Here is an 18,170-nt window from a genome sequence, read left to right on the forward strand (position 1 = left end):
AACTTCTTAATTACCACAGATCCAGTATCCATACCCATTAAAATTAAAATTTTCAGTTGTTGCTTTTGCTCTAAAGTTTAATTTTATTAAAGAGGATAAATTTGGGTGAGAATAATCAGTCCAAGGTATCGTCTGGTCCCAAACAAACTGCTGAACTTCTATATTATTTAAATTTTTATATATATTTACACCAATATCTTGTTGAAATGAATACATTTTTATAGGCAAAATTCTTGAAACGACTATTGAATTATCAATTTTTACACTATAATTTGTAACAATTTTATTTTCATTAGCCGCTGAAACTGAGGCTAAATTAACAGTATTTATATAAAATTTTTCCCCATTTACTTTTTCTAAATTGAATTTCACATACTGCCCAGAAGTAGCTGGATTTTCACTTTTAATTATTAAATATTGATCAGAATTCTCTTCACTTTGTGCAGCATTAGAAACTTCTAAATTTTGAGATTTAAATCCTTCTTTAATATAAATTGGTTCAACTTTATTTTTTGAACTTACTAAATTATTTGATGAAGCTGCGTTCCCATAGATAATTAAAGGTTCTCCACCACCTGTGCAAGGATAGAATATTTTTACTCCATTATCATCAAAGTAACTTCCATTTATGTGCTTTATATTCGCATATATATTCCCCGATAGTATTAAAGACAAAGAAATTTTAATTAGTTGATTAAGCATAGTAATTCCCTACTTTTAAATATATTTTGAATTTAAGTGATATGTCTCACCAAAATATTGTTTGGTCAAGAATGATTTTGAAATTACTAATAATTTATTTATTTTTAAATGATTTTAAAAATACTACATAATAATTATCACTGCTTAATATATAAATTTATTTTATTAAATTTAGTTTAACTATTTTATTTCTTTTATAATAAAATATTTTTAAAAAATTTATTGATATTTTTATTAATTCAAAGTAAGTTTCAAAAGTCCGTAACTAAAAGTTATGCCTTCCATATATAAAATCCAGAATTTTCACAAGGAGTTAATTCCATTATGAAACTAGGAATAAAATACTTATTTATACTATTCTTCAATATATTATTAACTAATCAGGCCATGACAAAAAACTATTGCCCTCCTGAATTAGATGCTTTAGATTGTATAAAATTTTTAACAGCAAAATATTCTTTAAATTATTTAAAATTAGGAGAAGAAGTACTTCAAAATGAACTTAAAGTAATCGAGTACGAATTAGTTTCACAAAAATACCCAAACAACGAATATTATCCAAGTACAGAATGGAAACATAATTTAAAAATATTTATTCCAAAATCTTATTCAAAAAATACAACACCTATTTTTTATGTAGACATAGATATTAAAAATAAACAGGATGAAGAATTTTTTGTAAATATTTCAAATAATACTTCTTCAATTGTTATAAGATTAACAATGGTTCCAAATCAACCTATAAGTTTCCCAAATATTGCAAATTTATTTGAAGATGATCTAGTCGCCCACACATGGAAAGTATTTTTAGATGATCCAATTGAAAATAAAACAATGCCCTTACATTTACCAATGGCATTGAGTATTATTCGCGCTTTTGATCTTATTCAAGCCGAGTTTTCAGCAGATAACTATAACATGAGTAGTTTTATTTTATCAGGTGCATCCAAAAGAGGTTGGGCGGCTTGGCTTGCCACACTTGCCGATGAAAGAGTAAAAGCTATTATTCCTATAGTTATTGACGTCTATAATATTAAAAATCAATTTCTAAAATTAAATAAAGTTTATGCTAACCACTGGCCTATTGCATTGTATCCTTACTATAAAATAAATTTATATAAATATCTTGATGCTGAGAACTTTAACTCTTTAATTCAAATTGAAGATCCTTTAGCATATAAAAATTCAGGTAAACAAAAAAGATTAGAAATTCCAAAGTATATCGTTAGTTCAAGTGGAGATGATTTCTTCTTGCCAGATTCAATATATGATAGTTATATTGATATCCCTGGTGAAAATATTTTTCGCTATATCCCAAACTCAACACATTTTATAAATAAGAGTATTATTGAAGAAAGTATTATTCAATATGCTAATGCACTAAATTCTAACACTCCTGGTAAAAAATTAAACTTTAAATTTTATGAAGATAAGTTTGGAGAGAAAGTCAAAATAGTAATTGAGCTTAATAAAAGCATTAAATACATATCACTTTGGGAAGCAATAAATTCTCATGAAAGAGATTTCCGTTACTCTTGTGGAGTTCAATATAAGAAAAGAAAATTAGAGATAAAAAACAATGCAAAGTTTTTTTCTATTTGGATAAAAAAACCTAAATTAGGGTGGAAAGCATCGTTCATTGAAATAACACATGACAACAATTTTATTCAAACAACTCCTAATATAGTGTTACCTAAAAAAGAATATCCTATGAATATCATAAATAACAAAAGCAAATATTGCAGTTCTCTTCCATTACATTAAAATAAAATATTTTGGATCAATAAATTAAAGATATTTAAAAATAATAAATATTCATATTAGTTAAATTATATTTAAACCTTTACCAACAGTATAGTTATAATTAAATTAGTATACCTAGTTATTATTTATTAAGAAATTTATATACTTTATATATTTGTACTAAATTATTAATTGCACTTTTCAACTATTAAAGAATGTTGCTTTTTTTAAATTTAAAATTTAAATAAAAATTGTTTTTATTATTTTTAAAAACAATTGAAATTTTAATAGGAGAGTTTATGATTAGTAAAAAATTTATTTATAATTTTTAGTTCTTTATTTTTTACACCAATATTTGCAACAGAATCTAAGTTATACAATAAAAATATAAATTTAAATAACAATACTGAGCATTTAATAGATTCAAAAATTAACAATTTAGTCAATAATGATTCTCAGGAATCACTTAAAGATAAATATCCTATTGATAATAATAAAATATACTTTTTTGAAATGGAAAAATCTAAAGAATTTCGAAAAAAAATTTCAGTATCTTTTGACAAAGCTTATTTAGAAACAGAAAATTTAAATAAAATAAAATATTATGAAGAAATTTCTGAATATTATAAAAGATGTGATATTAAAAATGGAAAATTTAACATAATTCAACTTAATCAAATTAAAAGTTTAAGCTTAGAAATTGGTGATGAAATTAGCAAGATGACAAGTAAGATATACGAAATTAAAAAAGAAATCACAGAAAAACCTACTAGAGTTGAATTATATGTTCAATACTATATCAATTATAATTTACTTATTCTTATGAAAAATGCTTATTATGCCACCTACAATGCTGCACCACCCTATAAATTTGCTGAAAATGCAAAATCTGCGGCTGCAATTTATAATAATAATTCCAAGGCTGATTATGCAAGAGAACTAAGAAAAAAAGCTGATGAGGCTTACAAATTAGTTGATAAAGCATATAAACTATATGCTGGTGCTGATAAAAGTAATAAGAATGAATTTTTAGAATTAAGAAAAAGATTCTATGAAGCTGAAGATCTTGCTAGAAAATTAGATGATGAAGCAGACTTTGCATTTAATTCTATAAGGTAATGATTTAAATCAAATTAAATATCCAAGTTGAAATTTGTTGAATAGCATCTTTTTACTTACCATACCATTAAACATTTTCTCAATTAAGACATATGTAAGTCTATCATTGCAAGACAGTAAGTAACTAATAAATACATTTTTTGACTTGTATCATATTCATGTAAAAAAATCTTATAATTTCTATCATTTTAAACTTTTATAAAGAATTTTTCTTATTTAGATGAAATTTTAAAGAATTTAAAGTATGCAACATAAAAGCATTTGATTTTTCTTCATTTTCTTTACTAATTCCTATTAATCTATTAGATTGCATATGTATAAAACTTACAATAATCCTATTTCTATCATTATAAATCTGTTTCAACTCAATATTTTTAAATAATTGATTTGAGTATTTAATTATTTCATTTCTTCTTTTTTGAATTAACTCTTCTAAATTTGAAAATATTTTATCCTTATACCAATGTAAATTATTTTTCATAAATAAATCTATAATATATTTTCTACTTTTTCTAAATTCTTCGATAAATTTATTTTTATCATTTCTTAACATCAACCAATTTAATTTTTCATCAAAATTAAAAGAAAAATTCTCTAAAATTTCTAAAGCTAAAAAACTGTTAATATGAATTAAAAGGTACTCTTTCTCAATTACTTTTTTATTTTTAATTAATAAACAAGCTATTTCGCTATCATACATAAATATTTTTTCTGCAAGGTGAATTAAATCAGGACCTCCATATCTTTCAATTTCAGGTTCGTAAGAATCTATACAACATGAGTTAAGAATACCATTTTTAGACACTTCATCAAAATATGAATTATATTTTTCCAATAATTCATTAGAGTATTTTTTATCTTTCAATAAAATACGAAGTCTGATATGTTTTTTTGGATCTTGATACCTAATAAAAAACCAAGTTTCAATTTCTATTTCTTTCTTAACTTCTTGAATAAAATTAACAATACATTTAGAAATAAATTCATCTTCTCTATAACTATTGAAGTACAATTTTGAATAAAACCATTCACCACCAGGTATAAATTTACGAGTACAATTCAGAGAATTAAATTTTCTAATAATTTCTATTGATTTATCAGTTTTTTTGTTAGATTTCAAAGGAGATACTATTTCATAACTAAATACATTTTTTAGCCCATAGGAATTCATAAAAGAAATTTCTAAGTTTTCCTGTAGTAATAGTTTTCCATGCCGAATAAACTCTTTTTTTAGCTCTTTTACGTGATCTTCTTTTTTTAAATCTAATAAAATTTTATTATCAGCATGAATCAAATTGATGTAATCTGGGACATTCCAAAATTTTTTCCATGCACAAAAAATTAAGAGAAAATCTTTTTCTAGATCATATTCTTGTTTAAATTGTTTTAAAGATACTAAAGAAAGGTTCCAGGATTTTGGATAAATTATTATGTTTTCATACTCTATTCTCGGCACAAAAGTTAAATTACTAAATTCAGTTAAAGGTATGCGATTCCAAAGAGTAAATCTTTCAAAACTAACTTCTCTCAGAAAGCGGACAATATTAGGCGCATTCTTAAAATTAAGCATATTCGATGCAACAAAAACAACTTCTTTTTGATACTTCAAAGATTTGAAGTATAGTCTTTTTCTATTAGCACAAACAACAATATCGTTTAGATATAAATTGGAATTATTTTTTTCTTGAAAAGTATCCAAATGAAGCTGATAACTCCAATAACTTTTACCAAGAACAACATTAGCTCCTCTAGAATTTTGAGGTGAAAATATTAGCTCGCAAAATATTATTTCAGGATACTTATCTTCAAAATTTTTTATATGAGAAGATAGATCTGATATATTTTCCTCTGAAAATAAATTTGTAAATCTACCAAAACTTGCACAAACGCTATATGAATTTTGAATTGAAGAAAGATATATTTTTAAATTGTTATTATCTTCACCATTAATTATTTGAAAATATACTTCTATAGAATCTGGAATATTATCAGTATTTATATTTTGATCTTGAATAAATTTTAAATCTTTTCCTGATAATGTTATGCATTCTGTTTTTTCTTGATATGAATAGAAAATTTTATCATATAAAAATTTTATTCTATCTTCACTTTCTGCATCTTTAGTTATTTTTTTTCTACTACTCTGTGGAAATTTATAGTCTGCTGGAGCTCCTAATCCCAGATTTTCATCAAGTAATTCCAGAATTCCCACTTCCTTTGCAAAACCATATTTAATTAAAAATTCTTCATGATACTTTCGTATTTCGTTAAATCCTAGATATAATTTAGTAAAAGATATAAAAAATTCTGATACTCTACTTAAATTCAATTTAAATGCATTTTCTAGTGAAATTTTTTTATTGATTGAAGTACTTAAATCTATTTGTAAAGGGCTTTTAACATAATTACTTTTTTGCATTTCCTCAATAATAATATTTAGTTCATTTATACCTTCACCAATTTCTAATTTTTCATATATATCAATCTGCTTTTTTAATTTCAGTAAGTACTTATAATTTTCTTCTTGCTCTGGCCAATAAGAAAGTTTTAAAATCAATTCAGACAAAATATCAAATTTTCCTAAAATTGGTTTAATTTCAGTTATAATGAATTCATTATTAATTAATTCTTGAAGATATTCATATATATTCACATTATTATTCAATTTAAAATTATTTTTTATCTTCTCAACAAGTTTATTAATCTCAAGTTCATTCTTTAAATTTTCAAAAATAAATTTCATTAGTGAATTTATTTTTATTGACATATCTTTATCAAAATTTAATTTTTTTTCCCCTTGTTCAGTATTTATTACACTATTAGAGGAGTAAGAAAGATAAATTCTATCACCATTTTCATATGCTATTGGACTAAATTTTATTTTTATATTTGGAGTCTTAGTGATATCTTCTTCTATCTTTTTTACAAATTTATATATCCACTCCATATCAGGTCGAACTGCTTTGTAATACTTAGAATTATCAGTAGTCAAGTTTTGTACATCAGAGTAATATCCCATATTAACTGCAGCGAAATATCCATATGGAGTTGCTCTAGTGCACGAACGAGAAAAATATTTTAAAATACCTGATTTTAATTGATCTATTTTTTTTAAATCTTTTATTTTTTCTTTTTCAAATAATTCTAAACTATTATAAAGTGATTTACTTGATGCTAAAATTGCTTCTTTAAATTTCCCATAATATTTTTGCTTCAATAAATATTCCAATATATCTTCATTACTATTTAAATAATCAATAAAGTAATTATTTGGAAAAAGAGGCGTTCTTAGCATAAAAAATGAATTTGCACTATACATGTTTTAAATCCAAGTTAAAAATTAATATAAAAAATTAATATGTATACTAAAACAGAAGAATACTTGATTTTTTTGATGTTCTCAACAAGAATCGCATACTAAGTTTACATAAAGAAAACGTGTTAAGCTTTTTATTAACTGAAGAAAGCTATCCCCATAACTTTAAAAAATAATTTTATGACACTTCTATTTTTAAAAATTTCAAAATTTATTCCATAGTTCAATCACCGAATAAAAATTATACTAAATTTTTAAGCATAATAATATTATTAATGCATACCAACAAAAATTCAACTAGCAAAATTTTTAAATTACTTGCTATTTTTATATTTTTTGTTAAATTTTATTTCAATCCAAAAATTAATTTTAGACTATTTTTAGCGAAACAAGTTTTTGTAATTTTTTTCCTAGAAAAAATTCATATATTAAATATTATTTTTTAAAAATATCTATATTTCAAAGTATACTACAGTTTAGTAACAAATTATTTATTCTATAGTATTGACAGCAAAAAATTTTTTTGTAATAATTTTTAAAATTTCGTGTACGTGTGTTTAAATAAAATTTGCAACAAGGAGGAATTATGAGTAGTCAAGTCATGGTTTTGGATGATATCAATTCGCTAAGATCTGAATTAAATAAAATCCCAAGAGCAAAACTTCAATTTTCAAAAACGGTGATAGATTTATTGAGTTCTTACAATATTAGTGTAACAGGTGATCTACTCGGTAAACTGACACTAGCTACTTGTAATGAGATAGTTAGCAGTGACGATGACGTTCGCACAGTTTGGACAAACTAACAATGAATCTTTCAGGTTCAGAACTTGAAGGAAGATTTAAAGAAGTTGCAAAATCGATTTATATTGGTGAATTAATATCTGAGTCATTTTGCAACGATCTTCTTTTAGAGATTCGTGATTTTCAGGATTGGAAACAAGCAAAAATTGCAATTTCAAGAAAAAATAATGAAGGAATAAGTGAAATACTTGAAGTTATAGATACCAATCACCGAAGCGCGAATAGTATAAGACTTTCTGATTTAAATTCAAATGAAATACCTATAATTGTTCAGTCTTTAAAAAAAATTCAAACCTTAGTCGGGGAATTTGCTACAAAGGAATTTGGATTAACTTTCAATGAATTTGGAGATGCTGAACTCATTCGCTATAATGTAGGTGGTTTGTTTAAACCTCATACAGATGCACATAACGAGAATTCTCACAGAGCCCTGACAGTAATAACTTATCTTAATGATAATTATACTGGAGGAGAGACTTATTTTCCCGATCAAAATTATAAATGCATTCCTAAAACGGGACGTGTTTTATTTTTTCTTTCAAGTGAATTACATGCAAGTTTACCTATAATAGAAGGAAATAAAAATATTATCGTTTTTTGGGCATTTTATCCAGGCTCAATTGGGCGTAAAAATATTAAAAGCTTTCCTTAAAAAATATAATTATTTCTAAACAAAAAAAGTGCAGAGATTCTCAAGTTTTTGAGACCTCAAAGGAGTTGATTTGACAAAATTATGCTCAACTTACATTCCAAAATTCATTCCAAAATTCATTCCAAAAAAAATACTGAAAGCTATGCGAGCAAATCTATCCCCATGGCTCGGAGCTAATAATTACGATAATTGGTTAAATATTATCAGCTTAATGCCGGAAACTAGTCGTTTATATTTAGAAGTGCATCCTTTTTCAAAAAAACCAAGATGTGATATCATAGTGAGCATTTTGCAATCTGATGGTTCATTATCAAGTTGGTTAAATCACTCTAAATCTAAAAGATCTCTTAACTGGCAAAAGACGTCCTCACTTTTAGAGAAATGGCAGGATCAAATAAATTCAAAAGAAGGCAATTTGCGAACAATTTGTTTTCTTTTATGGCTAGAATTTGATATTTTTGCTGACCAAACCGATATTGGTGATCCTTCGCTTTTTATTTCACTAACACCAAAAGACAATATCAATGACCTTAAAGAGGAAATAAAAGTTTATCCTGAACTCTATGAAGCATTTTTAAATTTCCAAGAAACTATACAAAATAGTACTGAATTGTATGAAAAAGTTATGAGATACAATCCAATAGCATTAGGAAATATTGGTCTTATGGCTTCACGACAAATTAAAAATGAAGCACTCCCACTAAGAAGTTGTTGGCGTTGTGATAATATTGACCATTTTTTTTATATTCTGAAAATAGCAAAAGTACAAATACAAAGTTCAATGTTAGCTTCAGAATTATGCTGGTTACAAAATATAAGAGAATATATAAACTCTTATATGCTTCATTTAGATAATTATAAAAATTTTTCAGATGACTTTTCTTTAGAAGTAAATGTATTTCATCCTAATTTTAGTTTATCTGAAAAGAGAGAAAAAGCTATTTTAGATGAAGTAGAAAAACTCGGATTTTTGACTAATGAACAGAAGATTACTTTATTAAATTTCAGTAATTGTAATATAATTGATAATGAATTTAAATATTATTGTTCTCTTCATCACATAAAAATAAAAATAACGATGTATAAGATACAAGAAATAAAATGTTACTGGTTAGTAAGACCAAGTAGTGTAAAATTATAAAATAAGGAATATTCAATATGAATAATTTGCCCATTGGATTAAGGTCGGATATTTTATTTTTTAATTTTAGAAATAATGTAATAGAGAAAAATGACTACATAGTATTGTATACTTTAAATAATCTAGATTTTTTTTGGGGTAATTACTTGATTTTGAAAAATCCTTTATCAATTGGAGATTTTGAAAAATGGACAAAATATTATCAAAATGAATTTTCAAATATTTCTAGTAATAAACAAATGTGTTTTAGTTGGCCTGGTGATCTGAGTTATATTGAACTGAATAAATTTAAAGAAAATAATTTCATTTTTTTTGACAGATTAACAATGACTGCGAGAAAAAAAGATATCAAATGTAAATATTATAACAATGAAGTTCTCTGTAAGAGAATGGTAACAAATGATGATTGGGAACAAGTTTTAAATTTTCAATTTAAAATTAATGAATTTTTAAATAAAAAAAAATCTAAATCATATATAGAAAAAAGAGTTTTTGAATTTAAATCTTATACCGATAATAACCACGGATATTGGTATGCAGCATTTTTAAATGGTGAAATTATTTCAGATGTAGGATTATACTGGAATGATGAGTTTGCTCGTTTACAAAATTTAAAAACATTAAAAGAATATAGAAAATTAGGAGTTGCACAAACATTAATAAAATATGCAATTGAAGATTCAAATCAGGAGTTTTTTACTCTTGAAGCAGAAGAAAATGGTTTGGCAATAAATATGTATAAATCAATAGGATTTACAGTTCAGGAAAAGAAATATGGTTTATATAGTTCTAGTATTTAAAAATGTAAGGATAAGTTATAAATATTTTGTTTATTAAAAAAGAATTACTAAAATAGTATTATAATATTTCAGCAGTAATTCAAAAATATAAATGAAAAATTGGATTTTAAAAGAAAAGACCTACTTTTATTTCTAAACGTAGGTCTTAAAGATATTCAGTTCTATCTGATTATATATTACATCATACCTGGGTATCCGCCACCTGCTGGCATAGCTGGGGCTTTTTCATCTTTTGGTTTTTCAGCAATCATACACTCAGTAGTTAACAATAAAGAAGCAACTGATGCTGCATTTTGTAATGCAGAACGAGTTACCTTAGTTGGGTCAATAATTCCCACAGCAACCATATCTTCATAGCGCTCTTCTTTTGCATTGAAGCCGAAGTTCACAGTGGAGTTTTCACGCACTTTGTTTAATACAACTGATGGTTCGTAGCCACCATTTGCAACTATTTGACGAAGTGGTTCTTCAGTTGCACGAGAAATAATATCAATACCAAAACGCTCATCATTAATTACTTTAGAACGTAAAGCTTCTAATACTTTTTGTGCACGAATAAGAGCTACACCGCCCCCTGGAACGATTCCTTCTTCAACAGCAGCGCGAGTTGCATGCAATGCATCTTCAACACGAGCTTTCTTTTCTTTCATTTCAGCTTCAGTTGCAGCTCCTACACGGATAACAGCAACGCCACCTGATAATTTAGCAAGACGTTCTTGAAGTTTTTCGCGATCATAGTCAGAAGTTGTATCAGCCATTTGTTTTTGAATTTGTTTAACTCTAGCTTCAACTTGAGTTTTATCACCTTGGCCATCGATGATCGTAGTATTATCTTTGTCACAACGAATGCGTTTAGCAATACCCAATTGTTCAATTGTGGTTGTTTCTAACTTCATTCCAAGCTCTTCAGAAATAACAACACCGCCAGTTAAGATAGCAATATCTTCGAGCATAGCTTTACGACGATCTCCAAATCCAGGAGCTTTTACAGCTACAATCTTAAGATTTGCACGTAAACGATTTAGAACTAAAGCAGCTAGCGCTTCACCTTCAACATCTTCAGCAATAATTAATAGTGGTTTACCAGAACGAACTACTTTTTCTAGAATTGGAACTAAATCTTTTAAGGAAGATAGTTTTTTATCAAAAATAAGGACATAGGAATCTTCGTAGTTTACTTCCATTCTTTCAGCATCATTTACAAAATAATTTGAAAGGTATCCGCGATCAAATTGCATTCCTTTAACAACATCAAGTGTTGTTTCCATGCCTTTAGCTTCTTCAATTTGGATAACACCTTGTTTGCCAACTTCTTCCATGGCCTTAGCAATAATATTACCTATTGTAGTGTCAGAATTGGCAGAAATTGTACCAACTTGAGCTATTTCATTATGACTAGAAATTGGTTTGCTAATTTTTTTCAATTCTGCTGTTACTTCAAGCACAGCTTTATCGATACCACGTTTTAAATCCATTGGATTATGCCCTGCTGCAACAAGCTTTACACCTTCACGGTAAATAGCTTGGGCTAAAACAGTAGCTGTAGTTGTTCCATCACCGGCAACATCAGAGGTTTTGGAAGCAACTTCCTTCACCATTTGTGCACCCATGTTTTCAAATTTGTCTTCTAGTTCGATTTCTTTTGCAACAGTAACACCGTCTTTAGTAACATTTGGTGAGCCGAAAGACTTATCAATAGCAACATTACGACCTCTAGGCCCCATCGTAACTTTCACTGCATCAGCTAATGTATTTACACCAACAAGAATTTTTTTACGTGCATCTTCACCGAAATTGATCATTTTTACTGACATATTAAACTCCTAATATTACAAATTAATTTAAAAATTAACCAATGACGCCAAGAACATCATCTTCACGCAAAATAAGGTGTTCTTCACCATCAACTTTGATTTCAGTACCGCTGTACTTACTAAATAAAACTCTATCGCCTACTTTAATGTCTATTTGACGAACTTGCCCATCAGCAAGAACTTTTCCATTTCCAACAGCTACAACTGTTGCTTCCACTGGCTTTTCTTTTGCATTGTCTGGAATGAGAATGCCGCCAGCAGTTTTAGTCTCTTCCGCAACACGCTTAACCAAGATACGATCTGAAAGTGGACGAATCTTCATATTGAACCTCCAAAAAGAAGAGTGGATGAAAACCACATAATGATAAGACATAGAAAATTGAGGGTCTTTTTGCCCCCGAAAACCTTACCTGGAAAGTAAACAGTGCTTTGAAAGTGTCAAGACTTTATTTTTATCTTAAAAAAGGATTTGCCTATTTGAAGCTTAAACCAACCGTTTCTATAGAAATATCATGGTGAGATTCTTTATTTACTGAATAAAGAATACCTTTTTCATCTTTTATCAAGGCAACTGGAATATCTTTACTTTTCCAGTAGGCAGCAACAAGGCTACCTTTTACTACTGAATTTTTAAATTGATCTAACACGGGTTCAAATAAATCAATAGAATAGCCTAATTTTTGTAGTTTTTTATTCGTAGTCAATAGAAAGAGTTTGTCTTCACATTTGATAAGCATTTTTGGGATATAAATATGCTGTTTTTCAATAAAAAGTAATTGCAAAGGCTGATAAATACCTTTGTTTTCCTTCAAAATTTTATCAAAGTTTTCAAAATTTTTTGACAATTCTTCTCTTGGTAATCTATAATCTGAATTATCAAGTGAATTGGATCGCGTATTTATAAGAATAAAACTGGAACTTTCGAGAGCGTAAGCGTAGTAATTTTTTATTAAAACACTTATCAAAAACAAATAGTACAGAGGTTTAATCATGAAATATTACACCATAAATATTAACAAAAGTGCACCGCACGCTTCTCATTACCCTAGAATTTTGGTGAAGGCAATGATCTAAAATTTGGACACTATTCTTCTGTTTGGCGGACAGTTAAACCACAGGATCTGAGAAAATTCATAACAAATTCATAGTCTTCATTTTTATATGCCGTACGAAATACAACATTTTTAATACCTGCCGTGATTATTGCCTTTGCACAATCTCGACACGGGCTAAAAGTGCAATATAAAGAAGAATTTCTTAAATCCTGTCTTGAAGCCGCTATAGCGTTTATTTCAGCATGGACAATAAAAGGATATTTATCAGGGCGAAGATTTGGGAGATTCTTATCATCACTTCCCGGCGGAAAACCATTATATCCTGTAGCCAATATTCTTTTATTCTCATCAACGAGAACTACTCCTACTTGCGTTTCACCATCATGGCTGCGTTTCGAAACAGCTTCAGCAATTCCTATAAAGTAATTATCCCATGAAGGGCGTATGATATTTTTTTTATTAGAATAATCTATTTTCAATACTGGATAATGTTTTTTTTCCTCTTTTGAGAAAATAATTTTATCATTCATAATATTATATTTTCCTTATATTCACCAAATACTTCGCGTAATATATTGCAGATTTCTCCAATACTTGCATAGGCTTTTACAGCATTAAGAATGTAAGGCATCAAATTATCCGAACCTTGTGCAGCACTTTTTAATTTTACCAAAGCTTCTTTTACCGCATTTTGATCTCGAGAATTTTTTATCTTTTTCAATCTTAAAATTTGATTTTTTTCAACACTTTCATCTATTTTTAAAAGATTTTCGACTGGTTTTTCTTCGATAATAAATTTATTTACCCCAACTATAACTCTACTTTGATTTTCAATATCTTGTTGATACTTATAAGCAGACTTTTGAATAGACGCCTGAACGAAACCCTGCTCAATTGCTTTTACCATGCCACCAATTTCGTCAATTTTTTTGATAATTTCAATTGCTTCTTTTTCTATTCTATCAGTTGTTGCTTCAACATAATAACTCCCAGCTAAGGGATCTACTGTTTCAGCAACACCGCTTTCATATGCAATAACTTGTTGAGTGCGTAAGGCTATTCTTGCAGAGTCTTCAGTAGGTAGAGCCAAAGCTTCATCTTTAGAATTTGTATGTAAACTTTGTGTTCCACCCAACACAGCAGCTAATGCTTGAATTGTGACTCTTACTATATTGTTATCTGGCTGTTGAGCCGTAAGAGTTGAGCCAGCTGTTTGGGTATGAAATCGTAACATCCAACTTTTTGGATTTTTTGCTTGAAATCTTTCGCGCATTATTTTTGCCCAAATTCTTCTAGCTGCTCTAAATTTACCAACTTCTTCAAATAAATCAGTAAAGCTATTAAAAAAGAAAGATAATCTTGGAGCAAATTCATCAACATCTAATCCAGATTTTATTGCAGCTTCAACATAAGCGATACCGTCAGCTAAAGTAAATCCAACTTCCTCAGAGGCAGTGCTACCTGCTTCTCGTATATGATAACCGCTAATAGAAATAGTATTCCATAAAGGTACAGATTCTTTACAAAAAGAAAAAATATCTGTAATTATTCGCATAGATTGAGTTGGTGGGTATATATAGGTTCCTCTAGATATATATTCTTTTAATATATCATTTTGAATGGTACCTCTCAGTTTATCGCTTTTGACACCTTGTTTCTCAGCTACCGCAATATATAGTGCTAATAAAACAGCTGCTGAAGCATTAATTGTCATAGAAGTTGAAATTTGTTCTAAAGGAATATCAGCAAATAAGATTTCCATATCTGCTAAAGTGTCTATTGCAACTCCAACTTTTCCAACTTCACCAGCGGCTTCAGGACTATCAGAATCATACCCAATTTGTGTTGGCAAATCAAAAGCAACGCTCAGTCCAGTTTGTCCTTGTGCTAATAAATATTTATACCTTTTATTGCTTTCTTCAGCAGTTGCAAAACCAGCATATTGACGCATGGTCCACAAATTACTTCTATACATTTTGCTGTGAACTCCCCTTGTAAAAGGAAATTCACCTGGAGAACCCAATTTTTCTTGATATTCATCTTGTGTATTATTACTTAATGGAAAATAAATTTCATCAATATTAGCACTAGAGGCCGTTAGAAAATCTGACTTACGTAATAAATTTTTTTTCTCCTTTGACATTAACATCCTCCAATAATGTTTTATACCTTAGGCTTATTTTTTTGAATTCTTCCTGGAAATCCTTCCCAAAATTCTTCATTAAAAATTGAAATTAATAGATCATCAATAGTTGGAAAATATTTTTTTTCTGGCGGGTTTTTTAAGGTTACAAATTTGTCTTTCCCCCAAATTAACTTCCCATTATTTGTATCTACTAGTAAAAGCGAAATTCCGCCATGCAAAACATAAATGTCATTGTTTGAACTTGAATCTAAATTTTTCAATACAACTAATAAAGCAGTATCAGCATTTAATACTTTTAAAGCAAGTTTATTTAACTCAGAAATCCATACGCTATCAGGGGCAACACAATAACTATAAAATTCCACAAAGTTTTTTCTACTTAAACAGGATGAAGTTATTACTGATCTTATTATTGATTCTCTCGAAGAAAAACGACTTGATATAGCAGTTAATCTTTGATTCATGTTATTTAATATATCTGATTTTTCTTTAATAACTACATTATTAACAACACTAAATGAATATCCATTTATATTTGGCTGGTCTTTAAATGCCTCCATTACTTTAGCTTCAAGCTTTGGAATAAATTGATGTGTATTAATAATTGCAGGATCAATTACCGCAGCTTTTGAGGGATCTGGTAACACAAATGTAGGAACGGCAATAATGGAGGCAGGATTAATAGCTTCATATCCCTCTTGAATTCCTTCATTTAAAGGTTTTAAAGACTGACAGCTACTAACAAACGTAACAAATATTATAAAAACAAATAATCTTAAAATAAGATTTTTTAAATACATTTTTGTTCCTTCTAAATAAACAAATGATCTAATCTCTACTTATTATTAATCCTTCTAATTGTCTAACTGTTTTAAGGATTAACTCATTTTCTGATTTTGCTAGCATCCCCAAAACACTCGATAAATCAGGATCTAAAGTAGCATATAGATGGTATAAAGCATTTCTTACCAAACCAGAATATTTAGCTCGTGTAGCTGCAGTTCCACCAAACCATTTTTCATATTGAGTTTCATCCATCAAGGCAACCTCTTTTACATTTATCATCAAAAAAGGAGCATGTACTTGAGAAAATTCTTTGATGATGGGGAAGCCTGTTGTAACAAAATTATATGGGCAAACTTCTTGACAAATATCGCATCCATAAATTGTATCTTTGAAATGCGGAAGAAATTCATTGGGCACAATATCTCTATGTTCTATCGTCAAGTAAGATAAACATCGCTTTGCATCCAAAAAGAAATCAGGCAAGAGCGCCTGTGTGGGGCATGAATCTAAACATTTTGTGCAATCCCCACATGTTAAATTCAGAATAGGATTTAATTTTGATTCACCCCTATCCAACAATACTTTTGTCGGGATATCGGTAAGTAAAGTCGCAATAAAAAAGAAACTACCCATTCCAGGCCTTATCAGCATTGTATTCTTTCCAATAAACCCTAATCCAGCTTCCCTAGCATGAGCTCGATCAAAAAAGGGGATTGAATCAATGACTGGTCTAAAATTAAATTTTAAATCCAAATAAAGTTGTAAATTTTTTGCAATATCAGTAAGATTTTTCTTTAGTATTTTATGATAATCTTTTCCATAAACATAGCGGGAAATAAGTTTTTTACTATATATTGAATTATTTTTACTAACTATACTTTTATGATAATTTTCATCTTCAATTTTTCCTCTAATTCTATGTCCATATGAATAAGGAAATAAGAAAATTAATGCTGTTTTACAATTTTCAAGAACCAACTGAGGATCTTTTCTAGCTTGAATATTTTTTTGCAGAAAATGCATTTCAGCATGAGCACCAGAATTTAACCAAAAATCAAAAAATTCTTTATCTTTTGCAAGATTATTATTCTCATTTTCAAATGAAAATAAAGATGAAGCCAATACATTTTTCTCGATTAAAAAATCTTGAATATTTTTTTTTAGTTTCATGATTTTATTCTAACACTACTGGGATCCGCGTGGACAATAACATCACTATCAAATGAACTTTCTAAGGATTTCTCAATTTTCTCAATTATTAAATGAACTTCATTAAATGTTAAGTTATCAGGAAGTGTTACATGAAAATCAAAAAAATATTTGTGCCCACTTTTTCTACCTCTAAATCTATGTATATCTTCTATTCTATTATCTGTATTTTTTATAATTTCTTTTGCTTTTAACTTAACTTCATCAAGTATATCATGATCCATTAATTCATTAATACTAGTTTTTATTAAACCAAAGGCTCCATAAATAATATAAATTGAAAAAACAAAAGCTATTATTGGATCTAAAATTGGATTACCTAAAATGATAACAAAAAAAATAGCTAAACCACTTGCTAAATTTGTTACTAAGTCAACTTTATAATGCTCCGAATCTGCTAATAGAGCAGGGCTATTTAATTTTTTCCCATTATTTTTTAACAATTTTGTAACAAAAAGACTTACTGCTGCTGCAAAACCAAAAAATATTACTTGATTCCAATTTGCGTGAAAGTGTATTTTTACATTGTCAAAAAAGTAATCATAAATTTGTCTACCACTTGAAGCTATAATACCAATTGCACCACCTATTATTAAGCAACCTTGACCAAGAGCTGCAATACTTTCTACTCTTCCATGCCCATAAGGATGATTATCATCAGCATCTAATCTTGAATAGGCAACAATTTTTCTATTTATTAAACTTACAAGCATATCCATTGCACTATCCCAAGCAGATAATGCTACGACTAGAGATCCTGATAAGAGAAACAAAGAAAACTTCCCAAGAGCTAAACCTGCTGCACAAAGAGCCGCAATTAGAGCTGTTCTTTGCGCTAATTTTGAATTTAATTGTCCTTTATCTAGAATGTTATCATTCAACAT

The 18,170-nt window shown here is 28.1% G+C and carries 16 protein-coding genes; 6 read left to right on the forward strand and 10 right to left on the reverse strand.

Going from position 1 to position 18,170, the window contains the following annotated elements:
• Window positions 1-6 precede the first annotated feature (6 nt).
• On the reverse strand, window positions 7-702 hold the full coding sequence (locus tag QEJ31_RS06395) for a hypothetical protein (RefSeq protein ID WP_280592951.1): 696 nt from the start codon (window positions 700-702) through the stop codon (window positions 7-9).
• Window positions 703-1,026: 324 nt separating this feature from the next.
• Between QEJ31_RS06395 and QEJ31_RS06400 the strand changes: the two genes are divergently transcribed.
• Window positions 1,027-2,466, forward strand: coding sequence for a PhoPQ-activated protein PqaA family protein (locus QEJ31_RS06400; RefSeq protein WP_280592952.1), 1,440 nt, complete (start codon window positions 1,027-1,029; stop codon window positions 2,464-2,466).
• Between the two features lie 492 nt (window positions 2,467-2,958).
• A complete protein-coding gene (locus tag QEJ31_RS06405) occupies window positions 2,959-3,564 on the forward strand; it encodes a hypothetical protein (protein WP_280592953.1) in 606 nt (201 codons plus the stop codon).
• 196 nt (window positions 3,565-3,760) lie between these two features.
• Here QEJ31_RS06405 and QEJ31_RS06410 read toward each other — a convergent pair whose 3' ends face one another.
• On the reverse strand, window positions 3,761-6,883 hold the full coding sequence (locus QEJ31_RS06410) for a lantibiotic dehydratase (protein WP_280592954.1): 3,123 nt from the start codon (window positions 6,881-6,883) through the stop codon (window positions 3,761-3,763).
• A 583-nt stretch (window positions 6,884-7,466) separates the two neighbouring features.
• Here QEJ31_RS06410 and QEJ31_RS06415 point away from each other — a divergent pair.
• The 4 genes from QEJ31_RS06415 (at window position 7,467) to QEJ31_RS06430 (ending at window position 10,276) form a co-directional block, all read left to right on the forward strand.
• A complete protein-coding gene (locus QEJ31_RS06415; protein WP_280592955.1) occupies window positions 7,467-7,685 on the forward strand; it encodes a hypothetical protein in 219 nt (72 codons plus the stop codon).
• A 2-nt stretch (window positions 7,686-7,687) separates the two neighbouring features.
• Entirely contained in the window at window positions 7,688-8,335 is a 648-nt protein-coding gene (locus QEJ31_RS06420) for a 2OG-Fe(II) oxygenase (RefSeq protein ID WP_280592956.1), read from the forward strand.
• A 70-nt stretch (window positions 8,336-8,405) separates the two neighbouring features.
• Complete coding sequence (locus QEJ31_RS06425; protein ID WP_280592957.1) at window positions 8,406-9,476, forward strand: hypothetical protein; 1,071 nt, start codon at window positions 8,406-8,408, stop codon at window positions 9,474-9,476.
• A gap of 17 nt (window positions 9,477-9,493) precedes the next feature.
• Window positions 9,494-10,276 (forward strand): N-acetyltransferase, encoded by a 783-nt coding sequence (locus tag QEJ31_RS06430; RefSeq protein ID WP_280592958.1) that lies wholly within the window; start codon window positions 9,494-9,496, stop codon window positions 10,274-10,276.
• A 176-nt stretch (window positions 10,277-10,452) separates the two neighbouring features.
• Here the strand turns inward: QEJ31_RS06430 and groL are convergent, their stop codons facing one another.
• From groL to QEJ31_RS06470, 8 genes are all read right to left on the reverse strand, one after another.
• Window positions 10,453-12,090: a chaperonin GroEL gene (groL, locus tag QEJ31_RS06435; RefSeq protein WP_280592959.1), complete on the reverse strand. Its 1,638-nt coding sequence runs from the start codon at window positions 12,088-12,090 to the stop codon at window positions 10,453-10,455.
• Between the two features lie 34 nt (window positions 12,091-12,124).
• Window positions 12,125-12,412, reverse strand: a complete 288-nt coding sequence (gene groES / locus QEJ31_RS06440) for a co-chaperone GroES (protein ID WP_158998608.1) — start codon at window positions 12,410-12,412, stop codon at window positions 12,125-12,127.
• Between the two features lie 151 nt (window positions 12,413-12,563).
• Window positions 12,564-13,082: a hypothetical protein gene (locus tag QEJ31_RS06445; RefSeq protein WP_280592960.1), complete on the reverse strand. Its 519-nt coding sequence runs from the start codon at window positions 13,080-13,082 to the stop codon at window positions 12,564-12,566.
• Between the two features lie 92 nt (window positions 13,083-13,174).
• The gene (locus QEJ31_RS06450) at window positions 13,175-13,675 is read right to left on the reverse strand and encodes a dCMP deaminase family protein (protein ID WP_280592961.1); all 501 of its coding nucleotides are present in this window, start codon (window positions 13,673-13,675) and stop codon (window positions 13,175-13,177) included.
• Window positions 13,672-15,288, reverse strand: a complete 1,617-nt coding sequence (locus QEJ31_RS06455) for a methylmalonyl-CoA mutase family protein (protein WP_280592962.1) — start codon at window positions 15,286-15,288, stop codon at window positions 13,672-13,674. Before QEJ31_RS06455 ends, QEJ31_RS06450 begins: the two co-directional genes overlap by 4 nt.
• Before the next feature lie 20 nt (window positions 15,289-15,308).
• Window positions 15,309-16,091, reverse strand: coding sequence for a hypothetical protein (locus QEJ31_RS06460; RefSeq protein ID WP_280592963.1), 783 nt, complete (start codon window positions 16,089-16,091; stop codon window positions 15,309-15,311).
• Window positions 16,092-16,119: 28 nt separating this feature from the next.
• Complete coding sequence (gene queG, locus QEJ31_RS06465; RefSeq protein WP_280592964.1) at window positions 16,120-17,247, reverse strand: tRNA epoxyqueuosine(34) reductase QueG; 1,128 nt, start codon at window positions 17,245-17,247, stop codon at window positions 16,120-16,122.
• Window positions 17,244-18,170: a cation diffusion facilitator family transporter gene (locus QEJ31_RS06470; RefSeq protein ID WP_280592965.1), complete on the reverse strand. Its 927-nt coding sequence runs from the start codon at window positions 18,168-18,170 to the stop codon at window positions 17,244-17,246. Before QEJ31_RS06470 ends, queG begins: the two co-directional genes overlap by 4 nt.

This window comes from Pigmentibacter sp. JX0631 (assembly GCF_029873255.1).
Classification (GTDB): domain Bacteria; phylum Bdellovibrionota_B; class Oligoflexia; order Silvanigrellales; family Silvanigrellaceae; genus Silvanigrella.